Origin of the sequence: Prevotella denticola (assembly GCF_900454835.1) — a bacterium.
GTDB lineage: Bacteria > Bacteroidota > Bacteroidia > Bacteroidales > Bacteroidaceae > Prevotella > Prevotella denticola.
Window position 1 is genome coordinate 1,148,126 of record NZ_UGTM01000002.1, and the last position, 17,543, is coordinate 1,165,668.

Below are 17,543 nucleotides of genomic sequence, written 5' to 3' on the forward strand. Positions count from 1 at the left end.
ATCGTTATTTGAATTGCGTTTGAATACTGTTCAAACAAAATTTGAAATACCTACTTATCTTTTCCTCCGTCTGAGATTGACTTTGCTTTGCCTGCGAAGTTTACGCTGCCATGCCGCTTCTTTCCAATCATCATTGCCCGTAGATCTGAAAGAGTCACCCACTATATCCTCGATTAGTTCATCGACAAGGTTGTCACCTTCCTCAGCATTGGATTGTAAAGGTTGGCCAGTTGCCGATTGTTCCAAACGAGCAAACGGACTGCCATACAGCGTTTCGTCCAAGAATGAGTTATGAGCAGGATTGGAAAAATAGCCATTGAATACATTGGCGGCATATCCCTTGCCCAATCTGGAACCATTGAGTGTAACACCCTGCTCGTCATCAATAAAGGTAATGCCGTAAATTCTTCCATTATCATTCTTTCGGTTTACCACACGCAAGCCTTGTTCCTCCAATCTTTGCCGAAGTTCTTTCTCCGTATTGGGAGAGGTACGCATTGTTTGTAACACCTTGTTCCTTATGGTTGGTATCAGTGGCTTGATGGTTTGCTTGGACTTTTGCATCCTGTTCTGTACGGCAGTATAGCCCACACCACGGCCGATGTCCGAGGCATGGATGGGTGTGCTTACTTTGCCTCCCTTGTCATCAGTCGGAACATAGACCAGTCCGTCATATTTCCTTCCCCGAAACTCCGTCTTGACTTCCTCTACGGCAAGGTTGTATGCTGAAAGGATGGCATTCAGTTCGCCCAATGAACAGAAATGATAATGTTTCAATGCCATTCGGACAACGTTTGCCACCTGCTCCTTGATATTTCTTTGGGTGGTATCAATTTTGGGCGTTTCTTCCACCGTTTTGTTAACGACCTTTGAACTTGGAATGAGACCAAACTTCTTTTCCAAGGCATCAGTAATCTGCTTGCTCCTTCGTTTTTCAAACCTGTCGTTGATTTTCTTTCCCTCACCGTCCACCCGAAGTGATACGATGTGTATATGTTCACGGGCGATGTCGCTGTGCTTGAACACGATATAAGGTTGATTGCCGTAGCCGAGTGCCTCCATATACTCCTTGGCAATCTGCGTGAGTGTTTCATCTGAGAGCTTCTCGTCTGGATGCGGGTTAAGGGAACAATGGAACACCGTCTTCTTCGTTCGGCATTTCTTGGGTATCAATGCCTCCATGTCGGCAAGCACGTCCTCCATCGTATAACGTCCCTCTCTGTCCTGATACAACTCAGCGGCAAGGAGAATGCTTGCTTCCCCTTTCTCCACCTTTTTGAAGTTATAGCCGAGTGCCCCTCCAAGGTTTTCCGTGGCAGAAATCTTGGCAATCATTTCTTGCGGTAGTCTATGGTCAGACGGATAGCCTGTTCTTGCAAGACAATGATTTGAGCCGACAACTCCTCCAACTTTTCAAGTAGGATTTGTGCTGTCTTTACGCTATGATAGCTGTTGATGGCACGCACGGTCTGATTATATAGCACGCCAATCTTATGGATTTGTGCCGTCAATTCTGAGAGCTTCCGGTAATATTCCACTGCGGATTTATCCACCGTAATCACCTTGAAACTCTCTCCAAGAATACGACCACGCACGAAATCTGACTTTGTTTCTGCACCCGAACGCTGAAACAAATCGATTGCCCGTTGCTGGTCTTTGGTGTTGGGCAACCGTACATGCCAGTTGTCCCAACGGGGCTTTTCCGCTTGTTTTCGTTCTGAACCGTGTTCCGTGTCCTTATTCATGTCCCTTCTGTTTTTTAATTACGACTTTGGAGTAATTCATCTCCCCTTCGGGGCAAGGGTCTTTGTGGTACAAACCGAGGTTTGTGTTACAAAGACACACCTTGCCAATACCAAGAGTTGATACGATTGAAGCATCCACCCTTATAGGGTGTCTGTTTCTAAGAGTATACCTCCATGTATTATTCTCGCCTGCAAAGTTACGGCGGATTTTCAAATAACTCATTATCAATGATATTCACTCTTTTTCCTTTCATTTCCCTGCATTTCCCCAAGGGTTGGAAATAACTAAATTACTGACTTATTTTGCAGTGGATTTAGGTCAAAACGTACCAATTTATCAACTCATCTACCGACCGACAAAACTCAGCTAAAGAGTTTTTCGGGAAGTTGGACAGACGGTAATAAAGTCTATAGATCAGTCAGTCAAAAAGTAATTATGACACTCAGTTAAAAATTCTGTCAGTTCAAGGCTCGATACCTATCTACCAACTCACTGTCTATCCGACTGACTGAACTCGGTCTGTAAGAAAGTAACAATAGAGTTAATCATACAATATTCAACAACGATGAAGCAGAAAGTTAAAAATCAGCCCGTCTATCTGGGCTTCGCATCGCAAAAAGGAGGGGTTGGCAAGAGTAGCCTTGCCGAAATCCTCGCGTCCATTCTATATTACGAAAAAGGAATATCTCTTCTTGTCGTAGATTGTGACGGAACGCAAGAGTCGTTCTTCAAGTTGAGGCAGAGAGAACGCCGCGTGATAGAGGGAAGTGAAACCATTTCTAAACAGATGAAGGATTTCTTCACCAAGTTTGGGAAACATGCCTATCCCATTATTCGCTCGACACCGAAAAACGTCATTAAATATGTGAACGAATACATCAGGACGCATGATATAAAGGTAAACCTCGTAATTTTTGATTTTCCCGGTCATGCTTCAACCGAGGATTTGCTCCAACTCTCCATAGACATGGACTATATCATCACCCCTATAGAGGCGGATCCCCAATCTTTGGTGTCCAGCTTTGCCTATGCCAGGACCATCAGGGACTTGGGAGTCGGACTTAGCGATGCCCGTATCCGTGACCTGCTCTTACTATGGAACAAAATCAACCGTAGCGCCAGTTCCATCGTTATGGACTATTACACACAATATGCAAAGGAAGAGGACATCAGTATATTTGATGCCCGCATATACCATTCCGTGAGATTCTCCAGGGAATTGGAGTTAGGTGGCGTGAAGGGTGTCTTCCGCAGTTCTTACTTACCTCCGGCACTTACCTTACGCCTTCCTACTGGTATAGACTTGTGGGTGGAGGAAGTAATCGAAAAATGCCATCTCATTCCGGATAGCCTATGACCTCCATTAGTGAAGAACGAAAGAAAGTCCTCCGGAGCAAACTCAAGGAGATGGGCAATTACGGTGTACAGGAACGTTCTCCGGAAGAATCCCCCTTTTATGACCAGCCCACAGAACTTGAGCGTGATTTGGAAAAACTCCAATCGGATGAACCGCAAGAAGCGAAAGAAGAAGAACCTGTTGCAAGGACTTCTGCAGCAGAACAGACAGCAGAACCTTTACGGGCTAAAAAAAATAAAGACAAAGGAAGCAGGGAAGATGCCCTGTCTGCCAAACTCTCTTTTGAGGAATATCGTGAACGCTACCTTAGCCATTCTCAATGCAGTAATGGTAAATCCGGATTCACCATTAACAGTGAGGTCTTGCAGTTGCTCAGAGATGTCCTTCGGGATGTCCGTGCAAAGACTACCCTCACTGCCTACATTGAAAATATCCTTCTTGAGCATTTGAAAGAAAACCAAGCCATGCTGAACAAGACAGCGGCACAGTATAAACGTAATCAAACACTTAATTTATGATAAAAACATTGTTATTGGATACATTTCTCCTCATGGGGATTATCTGGATGCTTATCAGCATTGTCTATTTCTGTATTCGCTTGGACAGGCTTTTGTCTTCTATGGAAAAACCTGTTGTGGAAACCATGGAGGAAACAGCAGAGTTAGTATTATCAGAAGAAGATACTTCTTCCCCTTCCGTACATTCGGACTACAATAGTTTTGAAGATTATCGCAATCGTTTTCTTCATACTTCACGCTTTCCAAGGAAAACAGCCTTTACCATGAATGTCGAAACCTTGCAGGTGCTTCGCAATATTCTACATGATTTGAATCAGCGTGTGTCTATGACTTCCTACATAGAGAATATCCTGCGTGAACATTTACGGGAACATCAGAATCTAATCAATGATGCAGCCGATAAACAGAGAAGTAAAACCACCATAACACTGTAAGTAATGGAAACAATTCTATTAGATATTCTCCTTTTCTTGGGTGTGATATGGCTACTTTTAGGTATCGCATACCTCTGGAAAATCTGCTTGCGGCCAGTCCCCAAATCTGTGGATGAAACCACAGGAAAGCCTATTGTCACAAAAGAACAGGTAGAACATGCCAGGCACGTTTTGGTGGGCAGGAGTAAACCCTTTACTTCCCCGTCTGTCCCCGAAATTCCCGCTGTTTCCTCGTCTGAAAATTCAACCGATAATCCCAGTACCTTTGCGACGCAAAATGTACGCAAGGAAGATGAAACAGAGTCAACTGTTACACCTCAATCCGCACCCGAACATACGGATGAAAAGGAAGAGGACAATGAAATGCAGGTTGACTACACGATGGACGAGCCAGACGAAGACACTATCATCCGTGAAGAACTGCAGATTGCAGACGATTCTCTGCCCGAAGTATCACCGTCCAGCATCCTCGCAAGGGACATTATCCGTGTCAACGGTTGGCACAGGAATGACGATGCACTCGATGAGGAAAGCGAAACGGAGGTTCACGAAACGCTGCAAGCGATACGAGGGACTGAGCTCATGGAATACATGAAAGAAGCCGCACTCGGACAGGAGCAAGACCATCAAAGGCTCCTTGCTGCCATTCGCAAAGCGGAGGAAGCGGAATTAGAGGAAAGTAATATAAGCTCTTCTTCTGACTTTGAAACGGACTCAAACGTAGTGAACGGCAACAGCGATGTTTCAGAAGAAGCCGACCGTCCACTTTCATACTATCTGTAAAACTAGTGTTTTTGTTCATATTGTACAGTGTTCGAGGGGTGGCTCAAAAGTAAAACAATCATCCCATATCAGTCATACGATAAAACCGAGCCACCCCTTACCACCTCTATCTAAAAGAAAACAATTCATTTAACAACTTAAAATAAAAAGAACAATGAACAACAAAAAGAAAATCACAATGCTACTCCTGATGGCTATCACTGCCGTAGGAGCATACGCACAGGGCAACGGCATGGCGGGTATCAATGAAGCCACAAAGATGGTAACAAGCTATTTTGATCCCGGAACAAAGCTTATCTATGCCATCGGTGCTGTGGTAGGTCTGATAGGAGGAATAAAAGTGTACAACAAGTTCTCAAGTGGTGACCCCGATACGAGCAAGACCGCAGCCTCTTGGTTCGGTGCGTGTATCTTCCTGATCGTGGCCGCGACCATCTTACGTTCCTTCTTCCTGTAATCATCATGGCTAATTGGGAAATCAACAAAGGTGTAGGCCGGACGGTAGAGTTCAAGGGCTTGAAGGCGCAGTACCTCTTCCTCTTTGCAGGAGGGTTGCTGGCAGTCTTTATTCTCGTTGTCGTGCTCTATCTCTGTGGAGTCAGCCAAGTAGCCTGTCTTGTCATAGGTGTAGTGGGTGCCAGCCTTGTGGTATGGCAAACGTTCACCATGAATAGAAAGTACGGGCAGTACGGACTGATGAAGAAAGGAGCAGTGCGTATGCACCCACGCTACCTTGCGAACCGCCGTACGGTCTGCCACCTTATCCGTAACCTTCAACCAAAGAAAGCGAAGAAATGAGAAATAAAAGCAAGATAACAACTTTGGAATCGAAGTTTCCGCTGCTCTCCATAGAGCAGGGCTCTATCGTAAGCAAGGATGCAGACATCACGGTGGCTTTCCGTGTGGCGTTGCCTGAACTTTTCACCGTCACTTCCGCAGAGTATGAAGCCATGCACTCCGCTTGGAACAAGGCTATCAAGGTGCTACCCAATTACAGCATCGTACACAAGCAGGACTGGTTCATCAAGGAGGACTATCAAGGAAAGCTCTCCGATGGCGGACTGAGCTTCCTTGCCCGTTCCTCTGAACGGCACTTCAACGAACGTCCCTATCTCCACCACTCAGTCTATCTCTTCCTTACCAAGACCAACAAGCAGCGTATGGCACAGCAGAGCAACTTCTCTTCGCTTTGTCGTGGACATCTGTTACCCAAGGAAATCACCAACAAGGATGAGGTGATGAAGTTTATGGAAGCAGTGGACCAGTTCGAGCGCATCATCAATGATACCGAGCAGATAAGGATTGTCCGCATGACTGAAGACGAGTTAGTTGGCACAAATGAAAAGGGCGGTCTGCTTGACCGTTACTTCTCCCTTTCGGAAGAAGGACACGCTTCTTTGGAGGACATCCGCTTGGGCGCAGACCTTGTGCGGGTGGGCGACAATCGCCTGTGCCTGCATACGCTTTCCGATACGGATGACCTACCGACAACGGTCAGCACGGACAGCCGATATGAACGGCTATCCACCGACAGAAGTGACTGTCGTCTTTCCTTTGCCTCTCCCGTAGGGCTGATGCTACCCTGCAACCATATCTATAACCAGTACCTCTTCATCGAGGACAGCGATGCCAACTTGGAACGATTCGAGAAGCAGGCAAGAAACATGCACTCGCTGGCACGCTACAGCCGTAGCAACCAAATCAACGAGGAGTGGATACAAGAGTATCTCAATATCGCCCACTCGCAGGGGCTGACATCTATCCGTGCCCATTTCAACGTACTGGCATGGAGTAGCGATAAGGAAGAACTTCGCCAGATCAAGAATGACGTGGGCTCTGCACTTGCCTTGATGGAATGCCATCCTCGCCACAACACCATTGATGCGGCAACGCTCTACTGGGCAGGCATACCCGGCAATGCGGCAGACTTTCCTGCAGAAGAGTCGTTCTATACTTTCATCGAGCCTGCCCTCTGCTTCTTTACGGCAGAAACAAACTACAAGGATTCGCTCTCTCCCTTCGGCATCAAGATGGCTGACCGCCTTTCTGGAAAACCTGTTCATCTGGATATATCGGATTTGCCAATGAAAAAGGGAGTCATCACTAACCGCAACAAGTTCATCTTGGGTCCTTCGGGCAGTGGTAAGTCTTTTTTCACCAACCACATGGTACGCCAGTATTACGAGCAGGGGGCGCATGTCCTCTTGGTTGATACAGGAAACTCATATCAAGGATTGTGTGAGCTTATTCACCGCAAGACCAAAGGCGAGGACGGTGTGTATTTCACCTATACGAATGAAAACCCGATTTCCTTCAATCCCTTCTACACCGATGATTACTTCTTCGATGTGGAAAAGCGGGAAAGTATCTGCACGCTCTTACTGACCCTTTGGAAGAGTGCCGATGAGCATATCACCAAGACCGAGGCGGGCGAACTTGGTTCAGCCGTAAACTCCTATATCGAACTGATATGTGCAAATCACAGCGTTACGCCCTGTTTTAATACCTTCTATGAGTATCTGCGGGATGTGTACCGCAAGGATATGGAAAAGCGTGACATCAAGGTAACGCTCTCGGATTTCAACATCAATAACCTCCTGACGACACTCAAGCAATACTATAAAGGCGGTCGTTACGACTTTCTTTTGAACTCGGACAAGAACATCGACCTGCTCACAAAACGCTTCATCGTCTTTGAAATCGACCAAGTGAAGGACAACAAGGACCTCTTTCCTGTGGTAACGATTATCATTATGGAAGCCTTCATCAACAAGATGCGAAGACTCAAAGGCATCAGGAAAATGATACTCATCGAGGAAGCGTGGAAAGCCATAGCTTCGGCAAACATGGCGGACTACATCAAGTATTTGTATAAGACCGTCAGAAAGTATTTCGGGGAAGCCATTGTCGTAACGCAGGAGGTGGACGATATCATTCAGTCGCCCATTGTCAAGGAGAGTATCATCAACAACTCCGACTGCAAGATACTGCTTGACCAGCGTAAGTACATGACCAAGTTCGATGGCATACAGGCGATGCTTGGTCTTTCGGAAAAGGAAAAGAGCCAGATACTATCCATCAACCAGAACAACGACCCGAACCGACTCTACAAGGAGGTATGGATAGGGCTGGGCGGTATGCAGAGTGCCGTCTATGCCACAGAAGTGAGCATGGAGGAATACCTGACCTACACCACGGAGGAAACCGAGAAAGTGGAGGTGATGAACAGGGCTGCACAGCTCGGTGGGGACATCGAAACGGCTATTCGTCAGCTTGCCATAGAGAAAAGAAACCATAAAAAGAAATAAGTACAAACCATCAAAACTATAGTAACAATGAAAAAGTACATTTTCATGGCTCTCTTAGGATTGAGCCTTTCTGTTCCCAAAGCCCACGCACAGTGGGTAGTAACCGACCCTGGCAATTTTGCCGGCAACATCGTCAATTCAGTCAAGGAGATAGCAACAGCTTCGAAGACGGTGAAAAACACTCTTGACGGTTTTAAGGAGGTGGAAAAACTCTACAACGACACCAAGAAGTATTACGATGCCCTGAAGAAGGTGAATAACCTTATAGGAGATGCCTACAAGGTCAAGGAGTGCATCCTGATGGTGGGCGATATCTCGGAGATTTACGTCACCTCGTATAAGAAGATGCTCTCGGACAAGAACTTCCGCCCTTCGGAACTCGCTGCGATGGCTTCGGGCTATGCCAAGCTCTTGGAGCAGAGTGGGGAGAGTCTCAAGGAACTAAAGTCCATCGTCAAGTCGGGTGTCCTCTCGATGAACGACCACGAGCGCATGCAGGCCATCGACCGCATTTATACCACGTTGAGGGAAAACCGCTCGCTCGTGTCGTATTACACAAGGAAGAACATCTCCGTAAGTTACGTCCGTGCCCGTGAGAAGAACAACCTTGCCTCTGTCAAGGCACTCTACGGCAATACGGCAAGCAGGTATTGGTAAATCCACAGACAAAAAAAGAACTTGAAAGAACTTTCATAAAACACTTTTGCTTATGGATTTTGCCAGTTTACATGAGCTACTACGCTCCACCTATGACGAGATGATGCCGCTCTGTGCCCAGATGACGGGCATTGCCAAAGGCATTGCGGGCTTGGGTGCACTCTTTTATATTGCTCTTCGGGTATGGGCTTCCATTGCCCGTGCCGAGGCGATAGACGTCTTTCCCTTGCTGCGCCCCTTCGTGCTGGGCTTCTGCATCATGTTCTTCCCGACAGTCGTACTGGGTACGATGAATGCCGTTCTCTCGCCTGTAGTGCAGGGAACGGAGATGATGGTACACCAGCAGGAGGGGAACCTTGCAGAACTTACAGCCAAGCGGGACAAGTTGCAAGAGGAAGCCTACCTTAGGAATCCTGAAACAGCCTACCTTGTCTCCAACGAGAAGTTCGATGAGAAGATAGAGGAAATGGGCATCATCGGACCTGAAGATGCCGTGACGATAGCGGGTATGTATGCCGAGCGTGCTGCCTATCAGACCAAGCAGTGGGTGATGAAGATGGTGCATGACCTCATGGAGCTGCTGTTCCATGCCGCAGGACTTATCATCGACACGCTGCGCACCTTCATACTCATCGTCCTCTCCATTCTCGGTCCGATAGTCTTCGGCATAGCCGTATGGGACGGTCTTGCAGGTTCGCTCACCGCATGGTTCTCACGCTATATCTCTGTCTACCTGTGGCTGCCTGTCAGCTCTATCCTTACGGCACTGCTCACCAAGATACAGGTGCTGATGGTACAGAAGGACATCGAGGCACTCAGCGACCCCAACTACCTGCCCGACGCGGGGACGTGGTACTACATCGTCTTCTTCCTTATCGGCATCGTAGGTTACTTCTGCGTTCCCACCGTAGCAGGCTGGATTATCGAAGCAGGTGGTGGTATCGGCTCTTATGGTCGCAATGTCAATCAAACGGCACAGCGCGGTGCGCAAAGTGCCTACACGGGCGGAAGATATGCCGCAGCAGGTGCCGGGTCGGTCATCGGCAATGTCGGTGGACGTATCAAGGGTGCGCTGCTCAAAGGAAAATAGAAATCGAGCAATAATGCTTAATTAACCAACAGCTATAAAAGGAAAAAAGAAATGGAATTTAAATCACTTGGTAATATCGAGACCTCATTCAGACAGATAAGACTCTACGCCTTTGTCTTTGCCATCGTCTGCGTGGCAGTAAGTGGTTATGCCCTCTATGCCTCGTACAACTTCGCTAAGGAGCAGAGGGAGAAAATCTATGTGCTTGACCAGGGAAAGTCACTCATGCTTGCCCTCAGTCAGGATGCAAGTCGTAATCGTCCCGTAGAGGCAAGGGAGCATGTACGTCGCTTCCATGAGCTGTTCTTCACCATTGCGCCTGACAAGGATGCCATTGAGAAGAATATGGAGCGTGCCTTCGTTCTGTGTGACAAGTCGGCTTTCAACTATTACAAGGACTTGGCAGAGAAGGGCTATTATAACCGCGCCATATCGGGTAATGTCAATCAGCGCATAGAGGTGGACTCTATCCACTGCAACTTTAATACTTACCCTTATGCGGTAACAACCTATGCACGAGAGTTTATCGTCCGTCAGAGTAACGTTACAGAGCGTAGTCTCATTACGACCTGCACGCTGCAGAACTCTGTCCGTTCGGACAATAACCCGCAAGGTTTTCTTATGGAGAACTTCCTTGTGAAGGAAAACAGGGATATACAGACTTATAAACGATAAGGCTATGGCAAGGAAAAGAAACTTTTTACTCTCACGTCACTATCTGCGCTTTCACCTATGGCTCCGCCATCGTTGTGAAAGGCTCACGATAAGGCAGAGAAAGGAAATCGTCTATGGGCTGAGCTTCATCTATCTGCTCTGCTCACTCTGGATGATAGCGCAGTTCTTCCTTCCTCCAAAGAAGGAAAAACTACCCATCCCCACGGGAAAGCTGACGGACAGTCCCATACGGACGGACAGCACCTTACAGGAGTTACACGGCAATTTTTACCTACAACATCATCAAACAATCAAGGAAAATGGATAATAAACAGAAAGAACAAATGAAGAAAGGCTTGGTCTTCGGAGGATTAGGACTGCTGTTTGCCCTCTCGATGTGGTTTATCTTCGCGCCTTCGGGCAAGGATAAGACTGCAGCGGAGCAGGGGCTCAATGACAGCATCCCGCAGGCAACGACAGAAAAGCTCACCGAAAACAAGCTCAAAGCCTATGAATTAGGCGACAAGGCACACGAGGAAGAACAGACCCGTGAGGAGATGGGCAGACTATCGGACTATTTCGCACAGAACACTGCTCCATCAGAGGCGCAGCGTGCAGAGACAGCTGCTTCTACGGCAAAGATAGAAAGCTCCATGCATCGTTATGAGGAGAACAATCGCCTCTTGAACTCCTTTTACGCTCCCGACCCACACGAGCAGGAGCGTGAAGCCCTGCGCTCGGAGATAGATAACCTTAGAAAGGAACTCTCTGCCAAAGACAGCAGGGAGGACAATGAAGAAAAACGGCAGCTTGCCTTGATGGAAAAGAGCTATCAGATGGCAGCGAAGTATCTTCCCAAGGCTTCTGCCGTTCCACCATCTTTGGGTAATGACTTTACCGAGGGTAAAGGGCAAACGGCAACGAACAAAGGTCAGAGTATGGGCAGTAATATAAGCGGAGGTTCGGCCGACTTGCCTGCAATGGAAATCTTGGCGGAACGCAAACAGGTAGTGTCCTCACTGGGGCAGCCGATGAGCGACGCTGACTTCATCAAGGAGTATGGCACGAAAGCACGCAACTTGGGCTTCCATTCGCTCGCAAGTGCGGCTGCACCCACGATGCGCAACACACTCAAAGTGGTGGTGGACAGGACAACGACGCTCAAAGAGGGCGACAATGTCGTGCTTCGTCTGCTTGAAACCGCCAAGGTACAGGGACTGCACATTCCACGGCAGAGCCGACTGATAGCTATCGCCAAGATAGAAGGTAACCGTATGCACCTGCTTGTCAAAAGCATTGAGGTGGACGGCCATATCATAGCCGTCAAGCTCTCGGCATACGACATGGACGGGCAGGAGGGTGTGTATATACCAGGTTCGGAGGACATCAATGCGCTTAAGGAAGTCGGGGCGAACATCGGTGGTTCAATGGGCACATCTTTTACCTTCGCTTCCTCTGCCAAGGACCAGATTATCTCCGAGGCTGCCCGTGGGGTGATGCAGGGTGCAAGTCAGCTGCTTCAGAAGAAACTTCGCACCATCAAGGTAACGCTCAAGGGTGGCTACCGCCTTTTCTTGGTTCAGTCCAAATGAAACAATCGAAAATGATAAGTAAAAATAACATCAAATCAAAAGGAACAATGAAGAAAATTATTTTATCAATGGCTATGCTTACCTTGGTGGGAGCAACAGCCACAGCACAGGAAAACAATGATGGTCTGACACCAAGCCGTCCGCTTACTTCGGGAGAGCTTTTTCAAGGTATGAGCCGTTCCATTCCTAACGGGCGTGTCGTCCTGCCATACGGCTTGGACGTAACCTTTGACAAGACCGTGCATCTTATCTTCCCTTCTGCTATTCGCTATGTAGACTTAGGTTCGCAGAATATCATCGCAGGAAAGGCGGAGGATGCTGAGAACGTACTACGTGTAAAGGCCTCAGTGAAGGACTTTGAGACGGAGACCAATATGAGTGTCATCTGCGAGGACGGCTCATTTTACGCTTTTAATGTAAAATATGCCGATGAACCGGAAAAGTTAAGTATCGAGATGAAAGACTTTCTCTCTACAACAGAAGGCAGGCTGCCAAGCAATCGCTCTGACATTTACTTCAAGGAACTCGGTAATGAGTCGCCCGTATTAGTAAAGCTGATGATGCAGACCATCTATCAGAATGACATACGCTGCATTAAGCACATCGGTGCACAGCAGTTCGGTATGAAGTTCCTGCTTCGTGGATTGTATGCCCATAATGGCTTGCTGTATTTCCACACTCGTATGGAAAACGGTACGAATATGCCGTACTCGGTGGATTTTATCACCTTCAAGGTTGTAGATAAGAAGATGGCAAAGCGCACCGCCATTCAGGAGCAGGTGCTTCAGCCACTTCGTGCCTATCATCAGGTGATGCAGGTGCGTGGTATGGGTAGTGAACACACTGTGTTTGCACTCGAGCAGTTTTCTCTTGCAGAAGACAAGCAGCTTGAAGTGGCGCTCTATGAGAGAAATGGCGGTCGTACACTGACTTTTTATGTAACGGCAGAGGACCTGCTGCTGGCAAAGAGGATTGATAACCTCAAACTGAAATGGTGATGAAGAAGAACAATATCATTATGACAGTATGCGTTGCGGTGGCTATGACTTTCAGTCTGCCATCGCAGGCACAGCGACTGATACCCAAGCAAAGGGGCGTAGAGGTCGTTGGGAGTATTCCGCTTATCAAGGGTGAAAAGTTCCTTGTTGCTGACAATTTCGGCATGGGAGCATCACTTACCCGCTATCTGGGTCGTGAGAACTATACCTTTGTTATGGCAGAGTATGAACAGCAGAATATGCCGTACAGAAGTTATAACGTAAAACTCAAGGATGCACTCTTACAGGTGGGCTATATGCTCCCTGTTCTCTCCGACAGAGGTAAGAACGTATTTCTCTATGGTGGCATATCCGCCTTGGGTGGCTATGAGGAACTCAACAAGGATAAAAGGCTGCTGCCCGATGGGGCGACACTGCTCGACCGCTCCCGCTTTGTCTATGGCGGTGCCGTGCATGGCTCGGCGGAAGTGTTCCTAACAGACAGGGTTCTCTTTCTTGTCAAAGCGCAGGGCCGTTTCCTCTTTGGAACGGACGTGCATCGTTTTCGTCCGGCTGTTTCTGCTGGACTAAGGTTTAACTTTTAAGTAGAAGAAAAGATGAAGAAGATATTGAATACGATTTGGGTAATGGGTGTGCTGACCCTTGCTGTGTTTTGCCTATCTGCTTGTGATAGGGATTTGGATGTTCAGCAGTCTTATCCGTTTACGGTGGAGACAATGCCGGTTCAGAAGGATATCGTAAGGGGGCAGACGGCTGAGATACGCTGCACGCTCAAACGAGGTGGTGAGTTTGCCGACACCCGTTATACCATCCGATACTTCCAGCCCGATGGCAAAGGTATGTTGAAGATGGACAACGGCACGGTGTTCAAGCCGAACGACTGCTATCCGCTCACCAAAGATGTGTTCCGCCTATATTACACTTCGCTGTCAGCCGACCGCCAGACGATTGACGTGTATGTGGAAGACAACTTCGGCAGGGTGCATCAACTGACTTTCAGTTTCAACAACGAGCGAGAAGAGGGCAAGGACAAACTTGCATCTTCTCACCACTAAAAACGTAATTGATGCGAACGATAAATTCTTTCATTTTACTTTGTGTATTCTGCCTGTTCTGTCAGCCAACCCTTGCACAGCGCAGGGTGCGGCTGGCAGACTTGCCTCCTTTTGAGCGTGCAGTAGTTGTTGTAAAATACTTTGAGGGCATGCACAGCTGGAAGAATTACCCGTATGTTGGATATGGGCATCAGCTGCAACGGGGAGAGCGTTTCACAGCGGATATGACGGAACGGCAGGCAGACTCCCTGCTCCGTGCCGACCTTTGGAAATGCTTTGAACACTTCAAAGGCTATGGCAAGGATGCGCTACTACTGACCTTGCTTGCCTACAATGTGGGTGTGGGGCGATTGCTTGGTTATGGTAAGCACTCCAAGAGTAGGCTGCTACGAAAGATAGAAGCTGGAGATAGAAACTTCTATTGGGAGTATGTTTCGTTCTGCCGATATAAGGGAAAAGTTTTGAGAGGGTTGGTCAGGCGCAGACAGGTGGAGTTAGCCCTGTTCTTTCTTCCTTAGCAAATATGAAATATGATGGATTTGTTGATTATCAAGAAGTTTTGTTAAATAATAAATTGTTATCTTCGCTATAATTGTGTATCTTTGCAAAGTTTTTCATTATTAAATTTATTATGCTTATAGGGGACAACATAACGATACGAACGGTACATGGACTTGAGGATATTGATATGCAAAAAATAAGAGCATTCCTGCAAGGAGCTGTGTATTCTTGGTGTATCACTCGCAAAAACGAATGGTTTTGTGCCAGAGATTTTATAGGAGGGGATAATTATTATTGGGAGCACTATCCATTAGGTGTCTTGTATTTCCGCCATATAAATGCGGGGTATGGTCATGAATATGCCTTTGATCAAGCTGCCAAGGACGCAGGTAAAATATTGAAAGGTGTTCTACAAGATGACAATCGAGTGTTTGAAACCGAAGGTGGATATACGCGTCGTTATCGTTGGAAGAATCAATAAATATTTCTCTTAGATATAACAAAGGTGGTTATGGCATAAGTATGAACACCTCTTCCCATTCCGAACAGAGAAGTTAAGCCTTATTGCGCCGATGGTACTGCATATTCTGTGGGAAAGTAGGTACTGCCACGTCCATTAAACAGGCTCGGGACGTAAAGCCAATAACGGTAGGGTCTTTTATTTAACAAATTATTTACATATGAATACAAATAATGTTTTCAGAAAGTAGGTGATTGACTTAAGTAAAAAACTTAGTCAATCCCTCAAAAGGTTTATAACCAACAAGAAAGTTATGATTATATTTACAAATATAATTCCGCTGATTATTGGTTTGATAAATCTGAAAGCCAGTATAATAGTTACTGCTATTATAATGTGTTATTAGCTGTATAACAGCAAGAATGGAACGGATTAAGTTTCCGGGGGTGGAGCAACGTGTTTGCTCCACTTTTTTTGAGATATTAGTTACATGGCTTTTCTGCGACTTTCTTTTGCTTCTTTTCTTTGGTCGCCTACTCGTTCAAAGAGAAAGAAAAGAAGCCACGCAAATTTCGGCTTGCGTGGCTTTTACTATTATTCAGAAAGATATTTTTGCACTTTCGTTATTCTACTTATTCGTTTGTTGGGATGTCTGTCAAAAGCCCAATTTATTTCATCATCGGGCAAAGTGCAGTGAATGCTTCCACCCATGACTAGCCCACAATTTTGCAGGACTTTCTGCCGTGCTTCCTCCTTGCTCCCCGCAACCACATCAAACACTCCATCGAAGATGTATTGCGTTCGAACTCTATAAACCTTCTTCATAATCTTAAAATTCAACCTTTAATAATCTGTATTCTTTTGGCTCTCCATTGGACAGTCTGCGGTGTTTAAGCCAAAAGTGATGTGCGCCATAGCCGTATGCAAAGAACTTATCAAGCTCTGTTTCTTCAGCTATTTTGTTGATAGCTGACCTTAACTCCTCTTTGCTGTCGGATAGGGTTATTGCGTTGATAACCCTAATGAGAATATGCGGTATCTCATCCGTCCAATTGTAGATAATGTTTTCAATCTCTGTTTTCATATCTCTGATAATTTAATGGTTCATACTTTATGCTGTCGCTTTCATTCTTCGGCTTATAAGTCCTCGATTGGCATTGACAAGGTTTACTATCTGCTCGTGGTATTCTGTGTTCTTGTTGCACACCCCACGACTTTGCACCACTTCCAAAGTTCGTAATGATACTTCAATGGTCTCTATTCGCTTGCCTTCAATGGTAGCCGAAAGGATAAGGGAGTCCTCCTTGAGATAATATGCATTAGAGAATACGCAATGGTGCATTGATACACCTTCTTCCAAATGCTCCTGCACGCTCTCTAATACGTGGACTTGGATTGTGCCGTCCGTGAAACAAATACCGAAAAACTTGGATTTGAGTTCCTTGAAACGCTTTTCATCTTCCATTGCCTTCTGCTGCTTCTGTTCTATCTCCTCCCTTTCACGCACTCTGAGAAGTTCCTCGTGTCTGCGGTCGTGTTCGGCTTTAAGGTCTGTTGGGCATAAATATTTTGGATTATGAATATCCTTTCCTAATCTTCTAAGTGTATCTACATAATCACACCAAAGGGAAATGTCTGCTATCTCATAGCCATTACGGACTGCTATCTTGTAGGACTGCCATAGTTCCTCAAAAGTCCTCCTGTTGCCAAGAAAGTAACGTAAATGGTCTGTGCGACCTGCTTTTAACAATGTTTCCACACGGCTGTCTGTAAGTAATGCAGGAATAAGCTGGGTAGGCACGATGCCATAGAAATTATCCTTAAAACCATTTCTACGAAGTATATCTGTAACCTTGAACTTCGGATATATGGGTGAGTAGGCAATATGCTGATAGGCTTCATTATCGTTGCGTATCGCCATAGGACTATAATAGGAAAAGGTATCAACATAGTGTCCCAATACCCTCTGTATGGCAACCACAGCTTTTCGTCCCTGCATATTCCACCAATATTGCCCAATCTCAATGATTGAAGTTTGTGCTTTGTAACCTTTTTCCATACCCACAATAAGTAGGAACATACGTAATACTTGAAACTCTCCACAAGTGGTAAGTAGGGTGAAATACTGCTTCTGCTGCAACTTGCGCTCATAGGTTTCCTTGACTTGCAACTTTGCCCTGCAATGAGGGCAAGTGCAAGTTTTTCTATGTTTGTCCATTACCCAACTATGCCCACAATCCATACAAGTAGTGCGACCTTTTGGCAAGCGGTAGGCGAAGTGGTCTATGCACTCACGGAATGCCCACTTACTTTGTGTCGTGGTTATCGGGCGAAGATGCTTGCTTTGTTCCAAAACTGCCTTTTCAAATTTGTTTCTCGGTTTCATAGGC

The 17,543-nt window shown here is 46.4% G+C and carries 22 protein-coding genes and 1 rRNA gene; 18 read left to right on the forward strand and 5 right to left on the reverse strand.

Annotation, left to right across the window (positions count from 1 at the left end):
• Positions 1-54: 54 nt before the first annotated feature.
• Both mobB and DYH27_RS12900 read right to left on the reverse strand, forming a co-directional pair.
• Positions 55-1,335, reverse strand: coding sequence for a conjugal transfer protein MobB (gene mobB, locus DYH27_RS12895; RefSeq protein ID WP_025068368.1), 1,281 nt, complete (start codon positions 1,333-1,335; stop codon positions 55-57).
• The gene (locus tag DYH27_RS12900; protein WP_025068369.1) at positions 1,332-1,745 is read right to left on the reverse strand and encodes a plasmid mobilization protein; all 414 of its coding nucleotides are present in this window, start codon (positions 1,743-1,745) and stop codon (positions 1,332-1,334) included. Before DYH27_RS12900 ends, mobB begins: the two co-directional genes overlap by 4 nt.
• Positions 1,746-2,311: 566 nt before the next feature.
• Here DYH27_RS12900 and DYH27_RS12905 point away from each other — a divergent pair.
• From DYH27_RS12905 to rrf, 18 genes are all read left to right on the forward strand, one after another.
• A complete protein-coding gene (locus DYH27_RS12905; protein ID WP_004353766.1) occupies positions 2,312-3,103 on the forward strand; it encodes a ParA family protein in 792 nt (263 codons plus the stop codon).
• Positions 3,100-3,621 carry a DUF3408 domain-containing protein gene (locus tag DYH27_RS12910; RefSeq protein WP_009347077.1) on the forward strand — a complete coding sequence of 174 codons (522 nt, stop codon included), beginning with the start codon at positions 3,100-3,102 and terminating at the stop codon, positions 3,619-3,621. The genes DYH27_RS12905 and DYH27_RS12910 overlap by 4 nt, the downstream gene beginning before the upstream one ends.
• A complete protein-coding gene (locus DYH27_RS12915; RefSeq protein WP_004353756.1) occupies positions 3,618-4,055 on the forward strand; it encodes a DUF3408 domain-containing protein in 438 nt (145 codons plus the stop codon). The genes DYH27_RS12910 and DYH27_RS12915 overlap by 4 nt, the downstream gene beginning before the upstream one ends.
• 3 nt (positions 4,056-4,058) lie before the next feature.
• A complete protein-coding gene (locus tag DYH27_RS12920) occupies positions 4,059-4,838 on the forward strand; it encodes a hypothetical protein (protein ID WP_115338028.1) in 780 nt (259 codons plus the stop codon).
• A gap of 154 nt (positions 4,839-4,992) precedes the next feature.
• Positions 4,993-5,295 (forward strand): DUF4134 domain-containing protein, encoded by a 303-nt coding sequence (locus DYH27_RS12925; RefSeq protein ID WP_004365137.1) that lies wholly within the window; start codon positions 4,993-4,995, stop codon positions 5,293-5,295.
• 5 nt (positions 5,296-5,300) lie between these two features.
• Positions 5,301-5,636, forward strand: a complete 336-nt coding sequence (locus tag DYH27_RS12930; RefSeq protein ID WP_025068486.1) for a DUF4133 domain-containing protein — start codon at positions 5,301-5,303, stop codon at positions 5,634-5,636.
• The gene (locus DYH27_RS12935) at positions 5,633-8,146 is read left to right on the forward strand and encodes a TraG family conjugative transposon ATPase (RefSeq protein WP_115338029.1); all 2,514 of its coding nucleotides are present in this window, start codon (positions 5,633-5,635) and stop codon (positions 8,144-8,146) included. Before DYH27_RS12930 ends, DYH27_RS12935 begins: the two co-directional genes overlap by 4 nt.
• A 27-nt stretch (positions 8,147-8,173) precedes the next feature.
• A complete protein-coding gene (locus DYH27_RS12940; protein WP_024985983.1) occupies positions 8,174-8,803 on the forward strand; it encodes a DUF4141 domain-containing protein in 630 nt (209 codons plus the stop codon).
• A 52-nt stretch (positions 8,804-8,855) separates the two neighbouring features.
• Positions 8,856-9,893: a conjugative transposon protein TraJ gene (traJ, locus tag DYH27_RS12945; RefSeq protein WP_029216702.1), complete on the forward strand. Its 1,038-nt coding sequence runs from the start codon at positions 8,856-8,858 to the stop codon at positions 9,891-9,893.
• A 51-nt stretch (positions 9,894-9,944) separates the two neighbouring features.
• Positions 9,945-10,568 (forward strand): conjugative transposon protein TraK, encoded by a 624-nt coding sequence (traK, locus tag DYH27_RS12950; RefSeq protein ID WP_025068476.1) that lies wholly within the window; start codon positions 9,945-9,947, stop codon positions 10,566-10,568.
• Positions 10,569-10,572: 4 nt separating this feature from the next.
• The gene (locus DYH27_RS12955) at positions 10,573-10,875 is read left to right on the forward strand and encodes a hypothetical protein (RefSeq protein ID WP_004353772.1); all 303 of its coding nucleotides are present in this window, start codon (positions 10,573-10,575) and stop codon (positions 10,873-10,875) included.
• On the forward strand, positions 10,868-12,139 hold the full coding sequence (gene traM / locus DYH27_RS12960; RefSeq protein WP_025068475.1) for a conjugative transposon protein TraM: 1,272 nt from the start codon (positions 10,868-10,870) through the stop codon (positions 12,137-12,139). The genes DYH27_RS12955 and traM overlap by 8 nt, the downstream gene beginning before the upstream one ends.
• A 47-nt stretch (positions 12,140-12,186) precedes the next feature.
• Complete coding sequence (traN, locus tag DYH27_RS12965; protein ID WP_025068507.1) at positions 12,187-13,137, forward strand: conjugative transposon protein TraN; 951 nt, start codon at positions 12,187-12,189, stop codon at positions 13,135-13,137.
• Positions 13,131-13,721: a conjugal transfer protein TraO gene (locus DYH27_RS12970; protein ID WP_115338030.1), complete on the forward strand. Its 591-nt coding sequence runs from the start codon at positions 13,131-13,133 to the stop codon at positions 13,719-13,721. The genes traN and DYH27_RS12970 overlap by 7 nt, the downstream gene beginning before the upstream one ends.
• A 12-nt stretch (positions 13,722-13,733) precedes the next feature.
• Positions 13,734-14,192 (forward strand): DUF3872 domain-containing protein, encoded by a 459-nt coding sequence (locus DYH27_RS12975; protein ID WP_115338031.1) that lies wholly within the window; start codon positions 13,734-13,736, stop codon positions 14,190-14,192.
• 11 nt (positions 14,193-14,203) lie between these two features.
• Positions 14,204-14,710 carry a glycoside hydrolase family protein gene (locus tag DYH27_RS12980; protein WP_004353768.1) on the forward strand — a complete coding sequence of 169 codons (507 nt, stop codon included), beginning with the start codon at positions 14,204-14,206 and terminating at the stop codon, positions 14,708-14,710.
• A gap of 113 nt (positions 14,711-14,823) precedes the next feature.
• On the forward strand, positions 14,824-15,174 hold the full coding sequence (locus DYH27_RS12985; protein WP_004365010.1) for a hypothetical protein: 351 nt from the start codon (positions 14,824-14,826) through the stop codon (positions 15,172-15,174).
• Positions 15,175-15,194: 20 nt separating this feature from the next.
• Positions 15,195-15,306: ribosomal RNA gene (rrf, locus tag DYH27_RS12990) — 5S ribosomal RNA — on the forward strand.
• 441 nt (positions 15,307-15,747) lie between these two features.
• Here rrf and DYH27_RS12995 read toward each other — a convergent pair.
• Genes DYH27_RS12995 through DYH27_RS13005 form a run of 3 tightly spaced genes read right to left on the reverse strand, consistent with a single transcriptional unit; the run spans position 15,748 to position 17,539 of the window.
• Positions 15,748-15,981 (reverse strand): hypothetical protein, encoded by a 234-nt coding sequence (locus DYH27_RS12995; protein ID WP_025068466.1) that lies wholly within the window; start codon positions 15,979-15,981, stop codon positions 15,748-15,750.
• Between the two features lies 1 nt (position 15,982).
• On the reverse strand, positions 15,983-16,237 hold the full coding sequence (locus tag DYH27_RS13000) for a hypothetical protein (RefSeq protein WP_004346428.1): 255 nt from the start codon (positions 16,235-16,237) through the stop codon (positions 15,983-15,985).
• 27 nt (positions 16,238-16,264) lie between these two features.
• Positions 16,265-17,539, reverse strand: a complete 1,275-nt coding sequence (locus DYH27_RS13005; protein ID WP_025068467.1) for a PcfJ domain-containing protein — start codon at positions 17,537-17,539, stop codon at positions 16,265-16,267.
• Between the last annotated feature and the right edge of the window lie 4 nt (positions 17,540-17,543).

What these genes read in the sequence shown, in the direction of transcription:
- DYH27_RS12930 (WP_025068486.1), top strand. Translation starts at nt 5,301, where the DNA reads ATGGCTAATTGGGAAATCAACAAAGGTGTAGGCCGGACGGTAGAGTTC.
- DYH27_RS12920 (WP_115338028.1), top strand. Translation starts at nt 4,059, where the DNA reads ATGGAAACAATTCTATTAGATATTCTCCTTTTCTTGGGTGTGATATGG.
- DYH27_RS13000 (WP_004346428.1), bottom strand. Translation starts at nt 16,237, where the DNA reads ATGAAAACAGAGATTGAAAACATTATCTACAATTGGACGGATGAGATA.
- mobB (WP_025068368.1), bottom strand. Translation starts at nt 1,335, where the DNA reads ATGATTGCCAAGATTTCTGCCACGGAAAACCTTGGAGGGGCACTCGGC.
- DYH27_RS12975 (WP_115338031.1), top strand. Translation starts at nt 13,734, where the DNA reads ATGAAGAAGATATTGAATACGATTTGGGTAATGGGTGTGCTGACCCTT.
- DYH27_RS12980 (WP_004353768.1), top strand. Translation starts at nt 14,204, where the DNA reads ATGCGAACGATAAATTCTTTCATTTTACTTTGTGTATTCTGCCTGTTC.
- DYH27_RS12905 (WP_004353766.1), top strand. Translation starts at nt 2,312, where the DNA reads ATGAAGCAGAAAGTTAAAAATCAGCCCGTCTATCTGGGCTTCGCATCG.
- DYH27_RS12955 (WP_004353772.1), top strand. Translation starts at nt 10,573, where the DNA reads ATGGCAAGGAAAAGAAACTTTTTACTCTCACGTCACTATCTGCGCTTT.
- DYH27_RS12915 (WP_004353756.1), top strand. Translation starts at nt 3,618, where the DNA reads ATGATAAAAACATTGTTATTGGATACATTTCTCCTCATGGGGATTATC.
- traK (WP_025068476.1), top strand. Translation starts at nt 9,945, where the DNA reads ATGGAATTTAAATCACTTGGTAATATCGAGACCTCATTCAGACAGATA.
- DYH27_RS12925 (WP_004365137.1), top strand. Translation starts at nt 4,993, where the DNA reads ATGAACAACAAAAAGAAAATCACAATGCTACTCCTGATGGCTATCACT.
- traN (WP_025068507.1), top strand. Translation starts at nt 12,187, where the DNA reads ATGAAGAAAATTATTTTATCAATGGCTATGCTTACCTTGGTGGGAGCA.
- traM (WP_025068475.1), top strand. Translation starts at nt 10,868, where the DNA reads ATGGATAATAAACAGAAAGAACAAATGAAGAAAGGCTTGGTCTTCGGA.
- traJ (WP_029216702.1), top strand. Translation starts at nt 8,856, where the DNA reads ATGGATTTTGCCAGTTTACATGAGCTACTACGCTCCACCTATGACGAG.
- DYH27_RS12900 (WP_025068369.1), bottom strand. Translation starts at nt 1,745, where the DNA reads ATGAATAAGGACACGGAACACGGTTCAGAACGAAAACAAGCGGAAAAG.
- DYH27_RS12985 (WP_004365010.1), top strand. Translation starts at nt 14,824, where the DNA reads ATGCTTATAGGGGACAACATAACGATACGAACGGTACATGGACTTGAG.
- DYH27_RS12910 (WP_009347077.1), top strand. Translation starts at nt 3,100, where the DNA reads ATGACCTCCATTAGTGAAGAACGAAAGAAAGTCCTCCGGAGCAAACTC.
- DYH27_RS13005 (WP_025068467.1), bottom strand. Translation starts at nt 17,539, where the DNA reads ATGAAACCGAGAAACAAATTTGAAAAGGCAGTTTTGGAACAAAGCAAG.
- DYH27_RS12970 (WP_115338030.1), top strand. Translation starts at nt 13,131, where the DNA reads ATGGTGATGAAGAAGAACAATATCATTATGACAGTATGCGTTGCGGTG.
- DYH27_RS12935 (WP_115338029.1), top strand. Translation starts at nt 5,633, where the DNA reads ATGAGAAATAAAAGCAAGATAACAACTTTGGAATCGAAGTTTCCGCTG.
- DYH27_RS12940 (WP_024985983.1), top strand. Translation starts at nt 8,174, where the DNA reads ATGAAAAAGTACATTTTCATGGCTCTCTTAGGATTGAGCCTTTCTGTT.